The following is a 22851-nucleotide window of genomic DNA, read 5'->3' as shown; positions in this document are numbered from 1 at the left end:
TAACTATGTTAAAAATTCTGCCTTGTTATCGACACGACTTTCTTACCTCAAAATAGATCATTTAATTAAGCTAATTGGTAATAACCAAATAGAAAATCTCTATATACAAGGACATTTTGCATTTTCTAGCTGTTAAAATTTCCCAAACTATATGCTAAATAAGGACTAAAGATTTTTTGGTTAAATAATGCTAAGCTATGCCCGCTTGAATATATTATTTAAAGCTTAATAAACTTATAACAATGAATGGAAGCTTTATGCAGTTAGTTGATTTGAACCCTAATGATCCCGATGTAGTAAATGTATTTGACGATATAGACCGACTTATAAATTCTTTATATCCTGTTGCTACAGCGCAGTCTCTGGAGCTAAACGAATTAACCTTACCTAATGTGTATGCTATTGGTTTAAAAACTGATGAAGGTATTATTGCCTGTGGTGCGATCGTAGAGAAATTTGATACTCAGCCTTATGGCGAAATAAGACGTTTATACGTAAAACCAAGTCATCGTGGTAAAGGGCTATCAAGACGTATTATGCAGATTTTATTACATCAAGCTGGCGAGAAGCAGATCCCGTTAATACGTTTAGAAACAGGTCCAAAACAAATAAAATCAATCAATTTATATGAAAATTTAGGCTTTAAACGCTGTAGCAGTTTTGGCTCATATATAGATAATCCACAAAGTGTATTTATGGAGTTAGGGCTTAGCCAATAAGCTTATTAACGCTACGACATGTTAAACCTCAATATGTCGTAAATATCAGGTCCATGATTATTCGTTTTATTTTAATTTAGAGTAGTTTTAAGAAGCTACTTATTATTGTTTTGCAATAAACGAGATAACCACGCTAATCACTTTAAGAAAGTCTTTTATAGTGATGCAAAAAATACTTCACTGTTTTTCACATCTGTCTTCGTATAAAATCTGCCTCGATAATTAGTGACTAACTTACAAAGCGAGAATTTTTATCTTTTCTAAAAGTAGCAATAAACAAATGAGCGAAATAACAGTAGTAACCCACAATGGTAATTTTCATGCAGATGACGTTTTTAGTATTGCGGTACTTAAACATGTTTTGCCAACGTTTAAACTGGTACGTACTCGCGATAAAGCGCTTATAGAGGGTGCCGACTTTGTAATTGATGTAGGTGGCGAATACGACCCCGAAACTAATCGCTTCGATCATCATCAACGTGGTGGTGCAGGCGAACGAGAAAATGGCATTCCTTTTTCATCATTTGGCTTAGTGTGGAAAAAATATGGCTTAGCGCTGTGTGATGATAACCAAGCCGTTGCTGATAGAGTTGATTCGGGCTTAGTTTCAACAATTGACGCTATTGATTGTGGTCATGTTGAAGGTGTGTCAAAAGGAATAAGCTTGAGCCAAACAATCTCAATGTTTAATCCTACATGGGAAGAAGAAAGTAACTTTGATACCTGCTTTGATGAAGCTGTTGAATTTGCAGCTCGCATGCTCATTCGTTTTATCGCATCAGCTCACGGAAGTGTAAATGCAAAAGAGATTGTTGCCAAAGCAATTGAAAGTGCAGAAGATGCCAGAGTTATAGTGCTTGAAAAATACACTCCGTGGAAAAAAACAGTGCATATTTTATCAAGCGATGCACTATACATGGTTTACCCATCGCATTCTGGGCAATGGATATTACAGACTGTGCCAGTTGAGCCAGGATCGTTTGAGGATAGAAAATCGCTTCCTAAAGCGTGGTCAGGCTTATCTGATGAAGCGTTTGTAGATGAAACAGGTATTGATGATGCCGTATTCTGTCACAATGGTTTGTTTATAGCGGGTACTAAATCGTTTGAGAGTACAATGAAGCTTGCCGCAATGGCATTAGCTGAATAAGTAAAATAGCTAAGTAACAACATTTGTATGTTACTTAGCTAATTAAATTACGTGAGAACGTTATGTTTGAAGTAAAAACTATCGCGCTATTTGTCATAACCGCTCTTGCCGAAATTATTGGCTGTTACCTTCCTTATCTTTGGCTTAAAGAGGATAAAAGTATATTACTTTTAATTCCTGCGGCTTTAAGTTTAGGTTTATTTGCTTGGCTATTATCTCTTCACCCTGATGCAGCTGGTCGTGTATATGCAGCTTATGGCGGCGTATATATTTGCGTTGCGCTATTGTGGTTATGGGTTGTTGATGGCGTAAAGCTCACTATGTGGGATGTTATTGGTGGAGCTGTTGCTTTACTTGGTATGGCCATTATTATTTTTGCACCTAAAAGTGTTTAATCTCGTCCAATTTCCTTTTGTTAAAATATCCTATACTCAAATAAATTAAACTGCAGAGATAGGAAGGCAATTATGAATATTTACAAATCACTTTTTTTACTCTTTGGCTGCCTTGTTTTGATAGCTGCTTGTAGCAAAAATCCTTTAAAAACCAATGTTACTACCTCGCTACCTACGCCTTGGTGGGAGCCATTAACGCCTGATGTTGTTATTAATAACAATGAATTTTATTTACAAGGTTGCTCGTCCATCACTCGAGTTGCTAGTGAAGGCAGTATAAAAACAGCAAGCATTGTTTTAAATATACCAACTCGGTTATTGTCTAGTTGCCCAGAAAACCAAAGCAATAAACGCCTTAAATACGATGGCACGTATCTTACATTAACGCTTTGCAGAGTTGCATTTGGCGCTGGTGGCTGCGCAGATGAGCGCTATAAAACTCTCGATTTTGTTAATTGGGAAGAGTACATAGGTATTACATGGCTCAAAAGTGAAAAGTACGAAGCATGGCGCAAACTTGGATCTACATCTTCAAAAGCAGACTCAATAACCAAAGTAGTAATCAATTAAACAAAAACTTATATAGTTCTGGAAGTGAAACTCACCTGCATAGTCCACTATATACTGCTAAATTATAAAGTTAATTAGCAGCTAAGCCTTATTAATTAAGGGCTCGTTGGCTGTGTAATAAAATGGGTATTTGTAATCTTAAAAATTACTCGTTACGAGTAAAAATACTTGTTGGACTTGAATCCCTATTTTTCTTTTAATGCGCGCAATCAGCCGATACTCACTATTGGCATTCATCAAATAAAAGAGAAAGATAAATGAAAGAAACAACATCACTAGAACAAGCTCGTACGAGCTACAATGTTCGTCATTGGAGCCAAGGTTTTTTTGGTATAAATGATCAAGGTGATGTGTATGTTGCGCCCAAGGCTCATGCCCCAGAGCAAACCATTGCATTAACAGATATCGCAAAGCAACTACAAGATAAAGGCTTAAGCTTACCTGCTTTAGTTCGTTTTCCGCAAATTTTACACCATCGTGTACACAGCTTATGCGGCGCATTTAATACTGCGATTGAAAACTATGGTTACCCTAAAGACTACCTATTAGTTTACCCAATAAAAGTAAACCAACAACGTGAAGTGGTTGAAGAAATAGTAGCAAGCCAAGCACAAGTAGAAAAAAAGCAACTTGGTTTAGAAGCCGGCAGCAAGCCTGAACTACTTACAGTATTAGCATTGGCTGAAAAAACCAGCGCCGTAATTGTATGTAATGGCTACAAAGATAAAGAATACGTACGTTTAGCACTTATTGGCGAAAAGCTAGGTCATAAAGTGTATATCGTACTTGAAAAGCTTTCTGAGCTAGATATGGTGCTTAGCCAAGCAAAAGAGCTTAACGTAAAACCGCGCATTGGTATTCGCGTACGTTTAGCGTCGCAAGGTAAAGGTAAATGGCAAGCGAGTGGCGGCGAAAAATCAAAATTTGGTTTATCTGCATCGCAAGTTTTGCATGTAGTTAATCGTTTAAAAGACGCAGGCCAACTTGATTTATTACAGCTAGTACATTTTCACTTAGGGTCGCAAATGGCGAACATTCGTGACGTACGTTTAGGTGTAAGCGAAGCTGCGCGTTTTTACTGTGAGTTACGCAAATTAGGCGCAGAAATTGATTGCCTTGATGTAGGTGGTGGCTTAGCTGTTGATTACGACGGCACACGTAGCCAATCGCATAACTCTATGAATTACAGCTTAGCTGAGTACGCAAATAACATTGTGTACACCATTGGTGATACATGTAAGCAATATGAGCAACCAATGCCGACTATTATTTCTGAGTCAGGTCGTGCGCTTACGGCGCATCATGCTGTGCTTATTTCTAATGTTATTGGTACTGAAAGTTACACGCCAGAAGAGTTAGTAGCGCCAGCAGCAGATGCACCCCTGTTATTAAAAAACATGTGGGCATCGTTTGTACAGTTAACTGATTTAACGGATGACCGTGCATTAATTGAGATTTATCACGACAGCCAAGGTGATTTAGCTGAAGCGCATAACCAATTTGCACTAGGTTTACTTGATTTATCGCAACGTGCATGGGCTGAGCAAATTAATATTCGTATTTGTTATGAACTTAACAAGCACATGGATAATAAAAACCGTTTTCATCGTCCTATTATTGACGAGTTAAACGTACGTTTAGCCGATAAGTTTTTTGTAAACTTCTCGTTATTTCAATCGCTTCCAGACGCATGGGGCATTGATCAAGTGTTTCCGGTATTGCCATTAAGTGGCTTAACTGAAGCACCAAAAAAACGTGCTGTATTACTTGATATAACCTGTGACTCAGACGGTGCACTTGAGCATTACGTAGATGGACAAGGTATTGAAAGCACACTACCAGTGCCAGAGTTTAGTGCTGACAAGCCTTATTTAATGGGCTTTTTCTTGGTGGGTGCTTATCAAGAAATTTTAGGTGATATGCATAACTTGTTTGGCGATACGCACAGCGCCATTGTTAATATGGATGAGCAAGGCGTTGCAAGTATTACCGAAATAAACCAAGGTGACACTGTTGCCGATATGATGCGCTATGTACATTTAGATGTTGAAAGTTTTCAGCAATCATACGAGCAGTTAGTAAGCACTAAAATTGAAAAACACGAACAGCAAAGCGTTTTAGACGAGTTGCAAAGCGGCCTTGACGGCTACACTTATTTAGAAGAGTTATAAGTAATGTCAACTTTGTTTGGTCACGCAGATCACTCATTGTACTCAAATGGGATGACGTTTTTACGTCGTCCTATGGTGCAAAACATTAATGCAATTGATGCAGACGTAGTGGTTTTAGGCTTACCATTTGATTTAGCGACATCGGGCCGTCCAGGTGCGCGCTTAGGTCCTGATGCAATTCGTCGTGCATCGGTTCATTTAGCATGGGAAGACACTAAATACCCGTGGACATTTCCGTTGTTTGAGCGCTTAAAAGTGGCCGATGCAGGGGACTTTACTTACCCTGTTGGCGACCCTGAGTATTTTACTGCGCAATTAGAAATGGCTGCTGAGCAAATACTTCGTCAAGGTAAAACGCTATTAGGTTTAGGGGGGGATCACTTTGTGACGCTTCCGCTATTACGTGCTCATGCAAAAATACATGGCAAAATGGCGTTAGTGCATTTTGATGCGCACACCGATACCTACAGCAATGGATCGCGATTTGATCATGGCACTATGTTTTATCATGCACCAATGGAAGGGCTTATAGATGTTGAGCACAGTATCCAAATAGGTATTCGTACCGACTTTGATCAAAGCAAACATGAATTTGCTGTGATTGATGCAATGCAAGCCAACGATTTACATGCAAATGATATTGCAGCGCAAATACTTGAACGAGTAGGTGACCTACCTGTTTACTTAACGTTTGATATAGATTGTTTAGACCCTGCGTTTGCGCCTGGTACAGGCACTCCTGTGTGTGGTGGTTTAACATCAGATAAAGTACTTAAAGTACTGCGTGCGCTAAAAGGTATAAATATGGTGGGTATGGATGTGGTAGAGGTATCACCTTCGTATGACCAAAGCGAGCTTACCGCCATTGCCGCAGCAACAATTGCCAGTGAATTATTGCATTTGTGGACGCATAAAAATAAGTACTAATTTTACAAATTAAGTACTACAAAAAAGGGTATGCATTTGCACACCCTTTTTTATTTAGAGATATCGATTATTCAACAGCTTAATCTCTTTTAACCAAATAAAGCTTAGCCCAATAAGCGGCAAGTTGGTGGTTACAGGGTTAAATGCTTCAATAAGTAATTGTGGCTGCATAACAACTACAGCGAATAAAAGCCCAATAAGCGCTAATATATTTAAAGTGACTAGATGTTTATTTTTATAAAACACAAATAAACACAGTCCAAATATAATTTCGCCAACACCCGCCGAGCGTGTAATTAAGTCAGACACTTCTGCTGAAAAACCAGCACTGCCCGTCATTAACTTTTCAAGTGGCGCTACGTGATAAAGCTTTGGGAAAAAACCGTGGTATATCCAACTTAAACTCACTATGTAGCGAGCAAGTTGAATATAACCACGATTATTTCCTAGCATTGTCAATACGCTCTTGTGCACTTGGATGGCTAGATAAATATTCTAATAAGTTATTCACTTTTTCTAGGTGTTCGTTTTCGCTGGTATGGCTTTCTTGCAGGGCTTCTATTGCATCAGCAAAGTCATTGCTCGAATACCCCAATGATTCTAATTGGGTAAGTGCAAAGCTGTCGGCTTCGCGTTCCATATCACGTGAAAACCCTTGCTGAGCAAACGATGCACCGGTACCTAGCGCAACCTCTGCAACACCCTCTAAATCACCAAATACAACCGCTAATACAATCGTACTTGCGGCAGATTGTGCTGTAATACGTACGCTATGTTGATGCACTACATGGCCCATTTCGTGTAGCAATACCGCTTTTAGCGCATTGGGTTTATCGGCAAGTAGATTAGCTAACTCATCGGTGACCACGATACGACCATGGGGCAGTGCAAATGCATTAGCGCCAAAGCTGTCTGACTTATAAAATGATAATCTATAAACCGATTGATCAAGCGATAACGCCTTAAGCATACTTTTGAAATGCGCTTGTACTTTAGCTTGCTGCTCTGCGGGCAGCTCACTTGGGTCAAGCGCAATCTTTTTAATTAATGTAAAGCTCTGCTCACCCATTTGCTCTACAACATTACGTGGCAGGGTATCAACACTGTAAACAGCAATGGCCGGTACGGCTTTATAAAGCACTAACCACATAAACAATGGTGTAAATATGACAGCGGCTAAAATGGTCCATTTACTTTTTTCGAGGCGTTCCATTACGTGATGGTTATTTTCTTTAAATGGCCATCTGTAATTTACATCAAGTGGAATAAAACGACTGCCATCTTCGAAGTCTAGTTCGTCAGCAAGTCCAGCCATTCCCGAACTTAAGTTAAGACTTGTGATTGCGTGGCGAGCAATAACATATTCATCGTCAATAATTTCAATGTGTGTGTCGCTAATAGTTGCCACACACACCTGATAATTACTCGATGCTTTGGGAAAAAAATGTCCCTTTACATGCATGGTGAGCTCTTAAGTTAAAGAAAGGTCAATATCGAATACGTTTGCAGCTTCTTCAGCAAATGATGATTGCTGATCCTGCTCGGTATCAATCAGATTCAATGCACCAGGATAAATAGTGACGTTAGTTACATCTGCAAGCATTTTTGATGTGCGTACTTTTGTCCATGGGTATGCAAGCCCTAAAGAAAATACAATAGCCAACATATTAGTGAGTAATAAAACTGCGAAAGGAATTGGTTTTAGCTCTGATTTAAATGTAGCAACGCCTTCAAAATGGCTGTTATCAAAAATGTGATTACGAATAGCGGCGTGCCATACAGCTGAAACAATAGCAATCATCAGCACGTAGGCAATAGTCATAAATATAGGAAGCATAACCATAGCTGCAGAGTTTTCTAAATTTTGTTGATTTTCAATATCTATTAAATTGAGGCCAAATAATCCTAAAATCCCCATAAATACCACCATAGTGATAGAGCTCACTACAAAGCAAATAAGCGCTGTTAGGTAATAGGTTTCGCCTTTTAGATTTACAGTAAGTGGTTTGTCACCGTAACTAATGTTGCTATGGATATAGCTATCAATACGTTTTATAACATAAGGCATTAATAAATAAAGTGTAAATACGCTGGCAATAGGTAAAAGTATAAAGTTAACAAAAGCTTCGCCATAACTGCCTTTAAAAGCAAAGCGAACATTACGATGGCGCGTCATACGTAGATTAAAACGTAAACCTTGGTTAATAATCCATGGCATTAAAAAGATAAAACCAATCGCAATAAACAGGCCTAGTATAGGCATAAAGCTGATAGAGAATGTGTAAATAAAAAACACAATAACCGCTAAAATCCGGCCTTTTAAAATTTGTATTGGCGTTGCTAGATAGTCAAAGCTATGTCCATCTATACGAGTATGGCCGTAGAAGTATCGGTGTGTACGTACTTTAGCCCACGCTGAGTATATGCCGAGAGTAATAACACTAAGTAATATATTTACAATCCAAATGCCAAAAAACTCACCACCTTTACCGCTAAATTGCACTTTACCGCTAAAAATTGGTTTAGCGGGTTCATTTACTGGAGGGTTTGTTTTAGGGGGAGTAGGGTGTATTGATTCCATTAAAATTATATCCATGTTGTTTTTTTGTTAATTTACCTAAATTTGGTGCAAAATTCAATGTTTATAATTACACCACAGTTTTGCAAGTGGCTGATTAAAAGACTATAAGTAATACCAGTAGGCTTAAAACTGTGTGGCTATTAATTTTAAATTAAGCACAAAATTAATATAATTAGTTATCTGCTTTATCGCACTCTACTTTTAACCGTTTTTAAACACGTATGGACTTTTATTATGCTGCAAGCTGTTGTTTTAGGCGGGGTAGAGTTTAGCCCTTTGATTATTTACTTTCCTATCGCTTTTATTTTAACAGCCATTACACGTTTTATATTACATCGTTTAGATTGGCACGATCGTATTTGGAAGGTGGCTTGGTTTGAGGTGTCTTTATTTATTTGTTATTTGGCCTTAACCGTTTACCTACTCAGTGGAAGATAAATTAGATGACAAAATATCTACGTATACTTTTAACCATAATCGTTGTTATAGCCGCTGTATTTGCTGGACGATGGGTATGGACTGATTACATGCATACTCCTTGGACTCGAGACGGCCGTATTCGAGCTGAAATAGTCACCGTTTCGCCCGATGTGTCGGGATGGGTAACTGGGCTAAACATTAAAGATGGTCAAAATATAAAAAAAGGTGACTTACTTTTTAGTGTTGACAACAAACGCTACCAAGCGGCACTTGATAGGAGTAAAGCGACTACTGAAAATGCTTTATACACCTGGGAGTTGGCAAAACATAAACTAGAGCGCCGAAAAGGTTTAAACACTCAGCAAGCAATTAGTGAAGAAGGGCTTGAGTCAACACGCATTAATTCAAAAATAGCAAAAGCCAATTATGAACTTGCAAAAACAGATCAAGCTATAGCTCAACTTAACTTTGATAGAACAAAAGTGTATGCCCCCGTTAGTGGGCAAATTATTAATTTAAACTTACGCCAAGGTAATTACGTAGCTCAAGGCACATCAGTATTTGCCATTATAAAATCAGGCTCGTTTTACGTTACGGGTTACTTTGAAGAAACCAAAATCCCTTTAATACATGATAATCAAAAAGCTAAAATATCACTGTTAAGCGGTGGCAAGGCTTTAACCGGCCATGTGATTAGTGTGGGTAAAGCTATTGCAAATACAAACACACAAAGTAATACACAACTTTTACCCGTGGTGCAGCAAACATTTAATTGGGTGCGTTTATCTCAGCGAATTCCTGTTGATATAAAACTAGATTCGGTGCCAGAGGATGTACAACTTAGCGCCGGAATGACCGCCACAATACATCTAAATACTCAATAGGGAGAATGCTTTGGGTGATGTATTGAGGAATTTGTTTTTTCCTAAAAAACAGGCAATTATTTTTGCTGTTAAGGGCGTTATTGCGATGGTAATGGCGCTGACTATTGCTATGTCGCTTAATCTTGATAGACCTTATTGGGCGCTAGTATCAGCTATATTTTTGCAATTACGCCCACAAAGCGGACTCGTTATTGAAAAAGCAATATGCCAAATAATAGGCACCATAATAGGTGGTTTATTTGGCATACTGCTTTTAACCCAGTTAATTCTTTATCCTTATTTAGCGTTAAGTGCACTTGCTTTATGGTTAGGGGTAAACTCTGCGTTATCGGCAATGGTGCGCCAAGCAAACTTTATTTATGCATTTGCTATGGCAGGGGTTACCGCCGCTATTATCGTACTTTTAGTTATGGTTACACCGGCAATGGTGAGCAGTCAAAGTATATTTGATATTGCTCAGGCGCGAGTAAGCGAAATAGTGATTGGGTCGATTTGTGCGGGCATTGTTAGCCATTTATTTTGGCCAGTAAAAGTTAAACATTTACTGCAAGCACAAGCACGGTCGGTTATAAATCAAACTTTAGATTATTTAGTAACGGAACTTGATTCTAAAGGATCGCACGAAAATCGCCATCACCAAATAGATGGCATTATGGCAACGTTAGGGTCTATAAATGAAGACTCTAGCGCAGTGAGGTACGAAGGACCGAAAGGCCCCGGACGCTCGCGTGCGGCAAATCAATTGTCGCAAAAAGTACTTTCTTTACTGGCTTCAATTCAAATAATTGGTCGCCTACAACGAAACCACTCAGACCTTATTACTCCTACATTAGACAAATTAATAAGTAAACTTAAAAACGTATTCGCACAAATTAAAGAATCTGACGATTTTGATTACTGCGCCGAGCAGATTAAAGCCCTGCGTAAAGAGCTAACCGACTATAGAGCAAATACGGTGTGTGATTCGCCATTTGAATCTCACATGCTCAATGTGAGCATGGAAGTGGCTAACGATTTAACAATTTTACTGCGGGCTTACAGAGCTTTAGAGCAACGCGATAAAACATTGTTAAATGCACCTAGTATGCTTACATATCGCGACCCATTGGCTGGCATTATAGTAGGGTTTAGAACTGCTTTGGTCTTTTCTATCGGCGCATTTATTTGGGTTAATACAGGGTCTTCAGCTGCATTATTAATAATGATTTTACCGGTGATTTTTTCGATAATGTTAGCGCGAATACCGTTAGCTATTTTGCAGGTGGTAATAAAACGTTTATTGGCAGGTATAATTGTTGCTACTTTTGTGACTGTTTTTTATGCGCTAAATTTACTGTCGCAAAGTGGTGGGCAACTAGAAATATTATTACTTGTATTAGCGGGTCCGTATTTTCTTGGTTTACTGCTTTTAGCTGAGCAACAAACATTGCCATACGGCTTAGGGTTTTGTATTCCATTTACTATTTTGGTTAGACCCAGCACGGATATGAGCCTAGCGTTTTCAATTGATTATACATTGAGCTCTGCAATCGCTATTTTTGCTGGCGTGAGTATTTTATTTTGGATTTTTCAGTTATTTACCGGCCCCAGTGTTCAGTTACTTGTTCATCGTGTTTTTAAAGCAACTTACAAAGATTTACTCGAAATAAATACTCATCAAACCCCTACTATTTGGTATAACCGCCGCATGGCAGATAGATTAATACGCTTAACTAATTATGATCAGGGCTCACACACACGGGCCATTACTGACCTTGCATTAACAGGTTTAAACTTAGGGCATGCTTCAATACGATTAAACTCAATTTGCGAGAACCTTGCTGGTGGTACCACACTCAAATATTTAAATGAGTGGCAACGCACGTTGGCTAGTGCATTTATGTTGGCAACCAAAGGCAAGTTTGATGAAAACTTTAAGCAAGCGTCTGATAATCTTTATAACGAATTAGCAGCAACCGTTGATGATTCAAACCAATTAGAAGCAATTAAAGGTATGTTTATTCGTATTAACCTGACCTTTGAAAGAAGTGCCAGCAAGATTAATTAACCCTATTCGCTGCTTTTCGAGTTCAGATGTTATAACGAAATCTGTTATACTTAATGGACAATTTTATGGGGCTGCTATGATTTCAAAAAACCAACTCAAACTTATTCGCCAACTTGGCCAAAAAAAGTACCGAAAGCAATATAATCAATACCTTGTACAGGGTGAAAAAAACGTACTTGAGTTATTAAACAGCCCATTAAATGCGGTTAATATTTTTGCTACAAACGAATTTATAAATGCGTACCAAGGTGAGTATCAGCACGCTAATTTTATTGAAGCGGATGAAGAGACCCTCACCAAAGCCAGCACGCTAGTTAGCAATAATGCAGCCATTGCTATTGTTGATATGCCAAATGCAGAGCTACCTAAAGCAAGTGGCTTAATACTCGCGCTTGATGGCGTATCAGACCCTGGTAACTTAGGCACAATAATTAGAGTAGCTGATTGGTACGGTATTAAACATATAGTAACTAGCACCGACAGCGCAGACGCTTACAACCCTAAAACAATTAGCGCCACAATGGGCTCATTTGTAAGGGTATCGGTAAGCCAAGTAGATTTACCTGATTACTTACGCTCTTTAAAGTTACCTGTTTACGGTGCTTTTTTAGATGGACAAAGCGTACATAAAACCCAATTTACGGGCTCAGGCGTTTTACTAATGGGCAGTGAATCGCATGGAATACGCGAGCAGTGTGCAAAATTAGTGAGCGACAAAATAACCATACCTGCTTTTGGTGGTGCAGAGTCGCTTAATGTTGCAATGGCGACCGGTATCATTTTAGATAACTTTAAACGACAAGCTTAATCTATTAGTAAATTATGGGTTAAATTGTTTATGACAAATAACAATAATAAATTGGTAATAACAATCAGATGCGCTTAAGCACTATTAAATTAGCGGGCTTTAAATCGTTTGTAGAGCCCACTAAAATTCCATTTCCTGATCAAATGACGTGTGTTGTAGGCCCTAATGGCTGTGGCAAATCTAACGTTATTGATGCAGTGCGATGGGTGCTAGGTGAAAGCTCTGCTAAAAATCTGCGTGGCGATGCCATGACCGACGTTATTTTTAATGGTTCAACTAATCGAAAAGCCATATCGCAAGCCTCTGTAGAGCTTGTTTTTGATAACGATAAAGGTAGCCCTTCAAATACATTTGCCGACAGAAACCAAGTTGCCATTAAGCGTCTAGTAACGCGTGACGGTCAGTCACTGTATTTTTTAAACGGTAGTAAATGTCGTAAGCGCGATATTACCGATATATTTTTAGGTACCGGTCTTGGTCCGCGAAGTTACGCGATTATTGAACAAGGCATGATCTCGCGCTTAATAGAAAGTAAACCACAAGAATTACGCGTATTTTTAGAAGAAGCCGCCGGCGTTTCTAAATACAAAGAACGCCGCCGCGAAACCCAAACACGTATTAAAAGCACCCGCGAAAACCTTGAACGTTTGTTAGATGTGCGTAAAGAGCTGCAAAGCCAGTTAGATAAATTAGCTGTGCAGTCGGTTGATGCAAAAAAATACCGGGAGCTAAAAGCGCAAGAACGCATGCTAAAAGGGCAAATTGCGGTTTTAAAATGGCAAAAGTTACACCAGCAGCAATTAGAAAAAAGTACTCAAATTAAAAAACTGAACGACCAAGTTTCGTTTTTTAAAACCGCTAACTCAGGGCATGACGATGTACTTGCAAGCTTAGAAGGTCAAGTACAAGCTCAGCAAGATAAATTAAGCTATGCACAGCACCAGCAACATGTAATACACACCGAGCTTACCCGCGCTGAGCAACAACAAATAAATGTAAAGCAACAAACTCAAACGCTTAAACAAAATTTAATTAAATTACAGCAGCGCCAAACTCATAGTACGGAGATTAAAACGCAGCAGCAGATTGTGTGTGAACAACTAAATGAAACCCTGCAAGAAGCAAGTGAAAACGCTTTAATGTGCGAAGAGCAAGTTAAGACGTTAACACATGAGCTTGAGGAATTATTAGCACTGAAACTGCGCCACAATACACACTGGCAAACTTTGTGTGAGCAACAGCAACAACTTAAGAATAATGCACAACTGCATAGCAGTCACATCAAACAAACTCAGCAGCAAATAAGCCACGTTAACGAGCAAATTGATCTGTCAAATGCGCAGCTTACGGATCTACAAAGTAGTGATGTAGAGCAACAATTAACAGAGCAAAAACAGCAAACACAAACATTAACTCAAGAACTTGCCGCTAAACAAACAGCGCACACGCAGTGCAGTGCTAAGCTTGAATTACAAAATGAGCTTGTTAATAACTCACAGAAGCAATATTCGACGCTTACTCAAACAATAAACGAGTTAAAAGCCAGTATAACGGGGCTTAAAAGTACATTAGGGCTTGATGAAGAAAGTGAAAGTACTCATGGTTTGTTTAATCAGCTAAGTGTTAAAGAAGGCTTTGAGCCCTTAATAGAGCAAGCACTTAAATCGCTAGAGCACTTAAATGTAAGTGAGCAGCAAGCTGATAATAGTGTGTGGCCAATGAGTGGTAAGCACATTGCTGAAAATAGCTTATCGGCACTCATAACAAGCGGTGTTTATCCAGAACATTTAACGCGTATTGCTTATAGCGAGAGCGGTGATTTAACGCTCTTAAACGATGCTTTTTATACAGCCATTATGGATAAAAACGGTGCTTTATATGGTCGTAACTGGCATGTAAGTGCTGATCGAAATGCAGAAAACTCATTGCTTTTAAAACATAAGCAATTGCAGGATAAAGCTCAGCAGTTAACCAATACCGAGGATGAGCTAAAACAAGTAACGCGTACTCGTGATGAACATACAGCCGAGCAAGTAAAGTTAATTAACGACCAAAACGAGCTTAAAGAAGCCATACATGAGCTTGCGCAAAATATAGCAGTAGCCGGTACTCGCAGTGATATGCTTAAACAGCAAGTAGCGCACTTTAAGCTGCAACTAGAAAAGCTACAGCAACAAAAACAGCAATTAACTACTGTGCTTTTGCAATTAAATACCGTGCTTGATGAGCAAACAGAGCAATTTGAAGTGTTAAATGAGCAGCAACTCAACTTAACGGATGAGGTAGACGCTGCAAATAGCCTGCGCTCACAAAGTGATAAAAGTTATAGCGAAGCATTAAGCATGCTTGAGCAATATAAAACGCAAGCGCATAAGGCAACGCTCTCAGAGCAAAAGGCACGCAGTGAATGGCAGTTAAGCCAAACCAAATTGAGCCATGCAGAGCAGGAGCACATTAGTGCATCTGAAGGTGCGCAAGAACTACTTAATGAAATAGAAGAGCTGCTTATACCAGAGCAAGAACTGGGCGATAAAATAACGCAGCTTTTAGCGCAACATCAAAAAGGTGAGCAGGCGCTGATATTACTACAAAAAGAATTAGCTCAGGCTAAAGAAAGCTTAAATACCAAACAGGCAAGCCTTAAAAGTTCGCAAAGCGAGCTGGCGGGCTTGCAAGAGCAGCATCAAAAGTTAACAATTGAAGAGCAAAGCTTATTAATAAAAGCGCAAGTTGCGCTCGAGCCATTAGAAGAATTGAAACAAAGCTTAAAAGCAATACTTGATGAATTACCAGATTCATTGAATTTAAGTGCGGCGCAAAATCAGTTAACCGGATTTACTAATCAGTTAAATAAATTAGGTGCAGTAAACTTAGCGGCAATAGAAGAGTTTGATTTAGCCAAAGCTCGTAGTGATTATCTTGATAATCAATTAGATGATTTAACAAAAGCGTTAAGTACCCTTGAAGGTGCAATTCGTAAAATTGATATTGAAACCAAAACACGCTTTAAAGCGACGTTCGATCAAGTTAACGAAGACTTCGCTGAACTATTTCCTAAAGTTTTTGGTGGTGGTAGTGCGTATTTAGAATTAACCAGTGACGATTTACTCGAAAGTGGTGTTAGTATAATGGCACGACCACCTGGTAAGAAAAATTCAACAATTCATTTGTTAAGTGGTGGAGAAAAAGCGCTGACCGCATTATCATTAGTGTTTTCTATATTCAGGCTCAATCCAGCTCCTTTCTGTATGCTGGACGAAGTAGATGCACCATTGGATGATGCCAACGTTGTGCGTTTTTGCCGTTTGGTTGAAGAAATGTCACAATCAGTGCAGTTTATTTATATTAGTCATAATAAAATTGCGATGGAAATGGCAGGTAGATTAACAGGTGTTACTATGGCAGAACCTGGCGTATCGCGAATGGTTGCTGTAGATATAGAGCAAGCTGTGCAACTTGCACATGCATAAATTTTTATAACAAGTATATTAGTTTTTGATTAATATACAGGTTTTAGGCATATCAAATAATAAAAGGTGAGGGGATGGCCGAACAATTAAGATGGGTTTTAATCATTATCAGTGTAGTTGTCATTGGTGGTTTATTAATACATGGATTGTGGTCTGTTAGAAAAAAAGACCGCCCAGAAGTATCTGATAACGAACGGGTTGAGCCATTACAAGAAAGCGCATCAGCTTCATCTAAACCGTTTCGTACTGAGGCTGAGCCAACAGAGCCAATGCAAAACGAACGAGATGAGCCACAATTTGGTGAGCTTAACTTTGATGCAAATGAGCCGCAAATTGATACAAGCGTGCCAGAAGTGCCGATTGAAGATGACCTAGAAATAGTGGATGACCAAGAAGAAAAAGAGCAAAGCGCTGAAGATGCACCAGCTCAAATGTCTGACTTTGTTATCGTACATATTCAAATGCCAGAAGAGCTTAGCATGCAGGGTAGTAAATTATTGCCAGCAGTTAATACTTTAGGTTTTAAATATTCTGAGGAAGGTTTTTTTAATCGCCACTTAGATCCTGCTGGTCAAGGCCCTGTTTTATTTAGATTAGTAAATATGTACAACCCAGGTACGTTTGATATTGATAATATGGAACAATTTAGTACCGCTGGGGTAAGCTTATTTATGACGTTACCGTGCGACGGCGATGGCCTAGCTGCATTTAATATGTTGCACAGCGCAGCTAAAAAGTTAGCGGATGAATTTGGTGCACAAATTTTAGATGCTGAGCGAAATGAAATGACCGTAGATCGCGTAAGACAATATGTTGAGCAGGTCCGTTCTTTTTCAGCGTAAATAACGCACACATTATATTTTTATAAGCCACTGGACGGTGAATCGTCAAAGTGGCTTTTTTTATGTTTATTGAGGTTTAAATGTCTAGCAGCATTAGTGAGCAAGTTAATCATCTTCGTACTATATTAGAGCAACACAACTATAACTATTATGTGCTCGACACCCCCAGCATTCCTGATTCTGAATACGATAGGTTATTACGCGAACTAAGCGCACTAGAAACCGAGCACCCTGAATTTTTAACCGCCGACTCACCGACACAAAAAGTAGGTGGTGCAGCACTTAGTAAGTTTGAGCAAGTAGCTCACCAAGTACCCATGCTCTCACTTGATAACGCCTTTAGTGAAGAAGAATTTACTGCGTTTAATCGCCGTATTAAAGAGCGCTTAATGAGTACCGATGAGCTTACTTTTTGTTGTGAGCCAAAACTTGATGGTTTGGCAGTCTCAATTATTTATCGCGATGGTGTGCTTGTACAAGCAGCGACACGAGGTGATGGTTTTACTGGTGAAAACATTACTCAAAATGTAAAAACAATTCGTAATGTACCACTTAAACTGCGTGGCGATTACCCGAAAGAGCTAGAAGTGCGCGGTGAAGTATTTATGGACAGCGCTGGCTTTGACAAACTAAATACTGAAGCAGAAAAACGCGGTGAAAAAGTATTTGTTAATCCGCGTAACGCAGCGGCAGGTAGTTTACGCCAACTCGACTCTAAAATTACCGCTAAACGCCCACTCATGTTTTATGCCTACAGTACCGGGCTTGTGGCTGATGGCAATATTCCTGAGGATCATTATCAGCAATTAGAAAAACTGACTGATTGGGGGCTACCTTTGTGCCCAGAAACAAAATTAGTTGAAGGTCCAAAAGCCGCGCTTGCGTACTACAGCGATATTTTAACGCGTCGCAGTGAGCTTAAATATGAAATTGATGGTGTAGTAATAAAAATCAATCAAAAGACCTTACAAGAGCGTTTAGGCTTTGTAGCACGTGCTCCTCGTTGGGCCATTGCATATAAGTTCCCGGCGCAAGAGGAAATAACCCAATTACTTGATGTTGATTTTCAAGTCGGTCGTACTGGCGCCATTACACCGGTTGCACGTTTGAAGCCTGTTTTTGTGGGTGGCGTTACCGTATCAAATGCAACGCTTCATAACAGTGATGAAGTTGCACGTTTGGGCGTCAAAGTAGGTGATACAGTTATTATTCGCCGCGCTGGGGACGTGATCCCGCAAATAACACAAGTTGTACTTGAGCGTCGCCCTGATGACGCCAGAGACATTGAATTCCCGACGACTTGCCCAATCTGTGATTCTCATGTTGAAAAGGTTGAAGGCGAAGCTGTAGCCCGGTGTACGGGTGGGCTTGTATGTCCTGCACAGCGAAAGCAAGCTATTAAGCACTTTGCTTCGCGCAAAGCGCTTGATATAGACGGTCTTGGCGATAAAATTGTTGATCAGCTAGTAGATAGAGAACTTATAAAAACACCTGCGGATTTGTTTATTTTAAAGCAAGGACATTTTGAGTCGCTTGAACGTATGGGACCTAAGTCAGCTAAAAACTTAGTAACAGCACTTGAAGAGGCTAAAGGCACTACGCTTGCTAAGTTTTTATATTCACTGGGTATTCGTGAGGCGGGCGAAGCGACGGCACAAAATTTAGCTAATCACTTTCTAACCCTTGAAAATGTAATAAATGCCAGCATTGATAGTTTAACGCAAGTAAGTGACGTGGGCGAAATAGTAGCTGCTCATGTTCGTGGTTTTTTCGATGAGGAGCATAATTTAGCGGTTGTTAATGCGCTGATAGATCAAGGCGTAAACTGGCCAGCGTTGAGCGCACCTTCTGAGGAAGAACAACCGCTCGCTGGGCTTACATATGTACTTACAGGTACGCTTAATACACTTAATCGCAATGATGCAAAAGCACGATTACAACAATTGGGCGCTAAGGTGTCTGGTAGCGTATCGGCTAAAACAGATGCGTTAGTGGCGGGTGAAAAAGCAGGTTCAAAACTCACAAAAGCACAAGACCTAGGCATAGACATACTAACTGAAGATGAATTAATTGAGTTGCTTATAAAGCATAACGGTTAGGAAAACGATAATGAGCCGATATGGGCCAGAATACTGGGATAAGTACGGAAGTTACCGTACGCCTATTGCATTTCATTTAAGTGTGATTGTGCTTTTACGTGGCTATTTTATTTGGGTTATAGCGGCTTTAAGCCGCAGACCTGAACTGGATTTAATGTCTTTATTTTTTAAAAATAAAAATGATTTCTTTATCGCAATAGCAATTGGAAGCGTTGCGATAATACCGACTATTTTATTTTGCTTACGCAGGCCACGAGATTCACACAGTGCGAGCGACAGGTTAGCAAAAATATGGCGACATATGCGTTGGCCCCTTATTTTATGTGCCGTTGTTGATTTAACATGGTTAAGTATTCAAGCTGCACATAGTCATTATCGGTTTTCATCTTTTTTAGCAGTACAAATGATGATTGTTTTATGGGTGCTGTGGTATTTGATGAAAAGCCGCTATTTAACTGTTTTCTTTAATGATTGGCCTGAGCCGACAGAAAAAGCATCAGAAGAAAAAAAGCGACTTAAAAAGGATTAGTTGTGGACGCTGTAAATAAAAAAATAGCGATAGCTATATCGCTAATAGGCTTAGTGCTTATTATTTTAATGATTAGCACTGATTTTTTAGAGTTTATGTGGTTTAAAGCGCTATCTGGGTTGTGGGTATTTGTTTTTTGCTCAAGCGTTTATAGGCTAACGCCTTTATTTAAATCAAGGAACAGGTTAGAGGATTTTATTCAGCGAGACGCCCAACACCTATTACTTTTTAGTTTGATGGGGTTTTTTGATAAAAAGCACGGTCCAGATTGGTTATTTATTGAGAGTATTGAACGCATAACGACAAAGGATGACGAGCTAATAATTTACAGTAATAACGAGCGCCAAATAAGTGTTAGTTTACCTGCAAAAAAAGCAGAACTAGATAGTTTTATTAAACGAATACTTACCGACTCAGAAAAGCAAAATATTACCTTTAGCTAAGGCGATTTAGCTTTGCGGCTGGGCAATTTCAGCCTTAAACGGTCAACACTCTTTAGCTGATCTTTAGAGTATTCAATAACGTAATAATTAACCGTACTTTTTATAAATTTATTAAGTATGGTTAATCAACTATTCAATGAGGCTATTATGTTGAAGTGGAATGATGTTATTAACTTTGCCACCAACGGCAATCCTACCCCAAGTAAAAAAGTAGTCAAAACTGACGAGCAGTGGCGGATGCAATTATCAGAAGATGAATATTACGTAACACGTAAAAAGGGAACAGAGCGCCCAGATAGCTCGGGTAGTTGTACATTACTTGAGCCTGGTAAGTATGTGTGTATTTGCTGTGATAATCTATTGTTTGATGCTGATGAGAAGTTTGATAGCGGTACTGGTTGGCCGTCATTTACGCAACCTGCGACAATTGAAGCGATTGGCTATGTAAGCGATACAAGCCATGGTATGGAGCGCATAGAGGTGGTTTGTAACGTGTGCGATTCGCACTTAGGCCATATTTTTCCAGATGGTCCATTACCAACGGGTTTACGTTATTGCGTTAATGCCGCATCAATGAAAAAGCTCTGATATTTTATTTACTAGCGCTTTGAATATCTAAATTCATTTCTTTTGCTATGTGCAAAATCTTATCTAAACGCTGCGTCTGATCTGCTTGTAATTTAGCTTTATCAAGAAGGACGTAGCATCTTTTAGCAAGTTCCATATTAAATGAACTACCTGATTGCTTGGTTGAATCAAATAGGCACTGTAATAAATTAAGTGCGATACTTTGATTACGAGGCATGACTCTAAACGCTTGTGTGAAAGCCTCTAGCGCAGTATTTAATTGGCCTTTATTAAATTGATTAACTGCATGGTTATTAAGCTCTTTCGGCCCCATTTTAATATCGCGTCGCTCACTTTGTTGCTGCTGAATATAACGCAAGTAGGTTGTGTCGCTAACTGCAGGGTGTCTTTCACAGTGGGTAATTATTTGTGTAAATAAGGTTTGCGCCTTTTGATGAAACCCCAGTTCATGAAATGCTTTTGCCTTATCAAGTGCGCCATCAACCGATCGGATATGAGTATCGTCATCATCAAGCTGTTCAATTAGCTTTTTCGCTTTTTGGTGCTCATCTTTTAAATAATGAAGCCGTGCATTAAGTACATCAATTTGAGCTTGGTTTGTATTATTAGGAAACTGTTTTTTTAAATCATTAATGTATTGATTAGTTTGCCTAGAAATTCGTTGAATTTGATCGGTTTGATCAGTCGTTAGCGCAAAGTCGATACCTGCACGTGCTGCATTTAAATATACATCGGGGTGGTCGTGTATGGAGTGCTTTGCGAAGGTGGCAATATCTTTTTGAGTTAAATAGCTTTTTTCATAGTCGTGATTAATTAGCGAGACATTACTTAGCGATTTTTGACGTGTGATATTTCGCGGTGCAATTTCCGCGGCTTGGCTCAAAAACTCTTGTGCTAGCTCAAACTGATTTAGCTTTATTTCTAATCGGCCCAACAAATCCAAGGCTACTAAACGAGTTTCTTGGCGCTCTAACATTGTTTTGAGCATTCGCTGCGCCAAAATATGTTCGTTATTCGCTATAAGTGCCTCTACTAAGCCTACTTTTGCCCAAGCAAATTTTTGAATGTCGAGAACAGACTTAAAAAAGTCTTTTGCATCCTGAGCTCGTTTTAAACGAAGTAGGGCATCGCCTTTTAGGCGAAGTAGGATAGGACTGTAATTATTATTTTTTTTATCCAGAGCGGTATCAATAAACTTAATAGCTTTTGAATCGTTACCATCATCAATTAATGAATACATTGTTTGTAAGTCGTGCTTACGCTTTAAAATTCGTTCAATGCGTGTTTTGAGCTCTTGCACTGTAAAAGGTTTAACTAAAAAGTCATCAGGTTGGAGTTCAAGAACACTATGAACTAGTGAACCACTTGTTTCTGCTGAGATGAAGATAAAGCCAGTCGAGCTTTTTATAAGATGTTTTACACGTAGCTCTTCATAAAGTTGGTAGCCATCTTGGTGTTTATTTAAGTTAAATGAGCAAACTATTAGATCAAATTCTTCACTTAAACACTGATCTTTTGCAGAGTTTGCATGATCGGCAAAGCGCAACTGCCGAAAGCCAAGCCTTTCTAACGATTGTTTCATGTAGCTTTGGGCAAGTGGTTGCTCCTCGACTATAAGTATTTTGGCTTTTGAATAAATCTTAGTTGGCATTGGCTTAAGCGTAATTGTATTTAACACAGACTATAATCAACAGTTTAACTGCTTACAAGGGAATTTAAATGATAGCTGTATTTATTAGGTACTTAACTTTGCCTAATACGTTTATCTAACTACGAAAGTACTGAGCCGAATAACATATTTGATGAGTGCTTTGATATAGAAACTTAGATTTTAATAAAAATATGAAATGTATTTAATATGGGAAGAAAGAGTTATTACTAGAGAAGTTATCATTAAAGGAGTTATTAGATAAATTATCTGATGGTGCTTATATGTGGTGGGTGATTACTTGGCTTGATACCAGTGACCCTCGTCATTACTTGTAAAGGGTGGCGATGCTCTTTTTCTTAAGGCTAAGTTAATTACATACGATTTATATATTGAGTTTTTATAAAGTTATTAAATACTTTTAACATAGGAAAGAGGATTTATTACTAGAGAAGTTATCATATAAAGAGTTGTCTGATGGTATTTATATGTGGTGGGTGATACTGGACTTGAACCAGTGACCCTCGCCTTGTAAGGGCGATGCTCTCCCAACTGAGCTA

20 protein-coding genes are annotated in these 22851 nt (G+C 39.0%); 16 read left to right on the top strand and 4 right to left on the bottom strand.

Annotated elements, in window-relative coordinates; translation table 11 throughout:
* The first annotated feature begins 257 nt into the window (after positions 1-257).
* The 6 genes from WNY79_RS05770 to speB all read left to right on the top strand — a co-directional run bounded on the left by WNY79_RS05770 (position 258) and on the right by speB (position 5932).
* Positions 258-719, top strand: coding sequence for a GNAT family N-acetyltransferase (locus WNY79_RS05770; RefSeq protein WP_076924837.1), 462 nt, complete (start codon positions 258-260; stop codon positions 717-719).
* A gap of 280 nt (positions 720-999) precedes the next feature.
* Positions 1000-1869 carry an MYG1 family protein gene (locus WNY79_RS05765; protein WP_076924838.1) on the top strand — a complete coding sequence of 290 codons (870 nt, stop codon included), beginning with the start codon at positions 1000-1002 and terminating at the stop codon, positions 1867-1869.
* Positions 1870-1931: 62 nt separating this feature from the next.
* Positions 1932-2264 carry a YnfA family protein gene (locus tag WNY79_RS05760; protein ID WP_197185880.1) on the top strand — a complete coding sequence of 111 codons (333 nt, stop codon included), beginning with the start codon at positions 1932-1934 and terminating at the stop codon, positions 2262-2264.
* A gap of 72 nt (positions 2265-2336) precedes the next feature.
* Positions 2337-2834: a hypothetical protein gene (locus WNY79_RS05755; RefSeq protein WP_342875363.1), complete on the top strand. Its 498-nt coding sequence runs from the start codon at positions 2337-2339 to the stop codon at positions 2832-2834.
* 257 nt (positions 2835-3091) lie between these two features.
* Positions 3092-5005, top strand: coding sequence for a biosynthetic arginine decarboxylase (speA, locus tag WNY79_RS05750; RefSeq protein WP_076924841.1), 1914 nt, complete (start codon positions 3092-3094; stop codon positions 5003-5005).
* Positions 5006-5008: 3 nt separating this feature from the next.
* Positions 5009-5932, top strand: coding sequence for an agmatinase (speB, locus tag WNY79_RS05745; protein ID WP_007583987.1), 924 nt, complete (start codon positions 5009-5011; stop codon positions 5930-5932).
* 54 nt (positions 5933-5986) lie between these two features.
* Here speB and WNY79_RS05740 read toward each other — a convergent pair whose 3' ends face one another.
* The 3 genes from WNY79_RS05740 to WNY79_RS05730 are packed head-to-tail and all read right to left on the bottom strand — an operon-like array spanning position 5987 to position 8513.
* Positions 5987-6385: a DoxX-like family protein gene (locus WNY79_RS05740; RefSeq protein ID WP_197185883.1), complete on the bottom strand. Its 399-nt coding sequence runs from the start codon at positions 6383-6385 to the stop codon at positions 5987-5989.
* Complete coding sequence (locus WNY79_RS05735) at positions 6372-7394, bottom strand: M48 family metallopeptidase (RefSeq protein WP_076924843.1); 1023 nt, start codon at positions 7392-7394, stop codon at positions 6372-6374. The genes WNY79_RS05740 and WNY79_RS05735 overlap by 14 nt, the downstream gene beginning before the upstream one ends.
* Positions 7395-7403: 9 nt before the next feature.
* A complete protein-coding gene (locus WNY79_RS05730; RefSeq protein WP_342875362.1) occupies positions 7404-8513 on the bottom strand; it encodes a YjgN family protein in 1110 nt (369 codons plus the stop codon).
* A gap of 234 nt (positions 8514-8747) precedes the next feature.
* Here WNY79_RS05730 and WNY79_RS05725 point away from each other — a divergent pair, with 234 nt between their 5' ends.
* From WNY79_RS05725 to msrB, 10 genes are all read left to right on the top strand, one after another.
* A complete protein-coding gene (locus tag WNY79_RS05725) occupies positions 8748-8951 on the top strand; it encodes a DUF1656 domain-containing protein (RefSeq protein WP_024600681.1) in 204 nt (67 codons plus the stop codon).
* A 5-nt stretch (positions 8952-8956) separates the two neighbouring features.
* Entirely contained in the window at positions 8957-9817 is an 861-nt protein-coding gene (locus WNY79_RS05720; protein WP_342875361.1) for an HlyD family secretion protein, read from the top strand.
* 10 nt (positions 9818-9827) lie between these two features.
* Positions 9828-11864, top strand: coding sequence for an FUSC family protein (locus WNY79_RS05715; RefSeq protein WP_342875360.1), 2037 nt, complete (start codon positions 9828-9830; stop codon positions 11862-11864).
* A gap of 76 nt (positions 11865-11940) precedes the next feature.
* A complete protein-coding gene (locus WNY79_RS05710; RefSeq protein ID WP_024600683.1) occupies positions 11941-12672 on the top strand; it encodes an RNA methyltransferase in 732 nt (243 codons plus the stop codon).
* 68 nt (positions 12673-12740) lie between these two features.
* Positions 12741-16142 (top strand): AAA family ATPase, encoded by a 3402-nt coding sequence (locus tag WNY79_RS05705; protein WP_342875359.1) that lies wholly within the window; start codon positions 12741-12743, stop codon positions 16140-16142.
* A 74-nt stretch (positions 16143-16216) separates the two neighbouring features.
* Positions 16217-16984 carry a cell division protein ZipA gene (gene zipA, locus WNY79_RS05700; protein WP_197185887.1) on the top strand — a complete coding sequence of 256 codons (768 nt, stop codon included), beginning with the start codon at positions 16217-16219 and terminating at the stop codon, positions 16982-16984.
* Positions 16985-17064: 80 nt separating this feature from the next.
* Positions 17065-19083: an NAD-dependent DNA ligase LigA gene (gene ligA, locus WNY79_RS05695; protein ID WP_170072197.1), complete on the top strand. Its 2019-nt coding sequence runs from the start codon at positions 17065-17067 to the stop codon at positions 19081-19083.
* Between the two features lie 10 nt (positions 19084-19093).
* Complete coding sequence (locus WNY79_RS05690) at positions 19094-19612, top strand: DUF2919 domain-containing protein (RefSeq protein WP_076924847.1); 519 nt, start codon at positions 19094-19096, stop codon at positions 19610-19612.
* A gap of 2 nt (positions 19613-19614) precedes the next feature.
* Positions 19615-20055 (top strand): hypothetical protein, encoded by a 441-nt coding sequence (locus WNY79_RS05685; RefSeq protein ID WP_342875358.1) that lies wholly within the window; start codon positions 19615-19617, stop codon positions 20053-20055.
* Between the two features lie 147 nt (positions 20056-20202).
* Complete coding sequence (gene msrB / locus WNY79_RS05680) at positions 20203-20643, top strand: peptide-methionine (R)-S-oxide reductase MsrB (protein WP_024600689.1); 441 nt, start codon at positions 20203-20205, stop codon at positions 20641-20643.
* A 4-nt stretch (positions 20644-20647) separates the two neighbouring features.
* Here the strand turns inward: msrB and WNY79_RS05675 are convergent, their stop codons facing one another.
* Positions 20648-22294, bottom strand: coding sequence for a response regulator (locus WNY79_RS05675; RefSeq protein WP_342875357.1), 1647 nt, complete (start codon positions 22292-22294; stop codon positions 20648-20650).
* Between the last annotated feature and the right edge of the window lie 557 nt (positions 22295-22851).

Origin of the sequence: Pseudoalteromonas sp. AS84 (assembly GCF_038900255.1) — a bacterium.
Taxonomy (GTDB): Bacteria; Pseudomonadota; Gammaproteobacteria; order Enterobacterales; family Alteromonadaceae; genus Pseudoalteromonas.
This window is presented reverse-complemented; position numbering and strand designations above follow the sequence as displayed.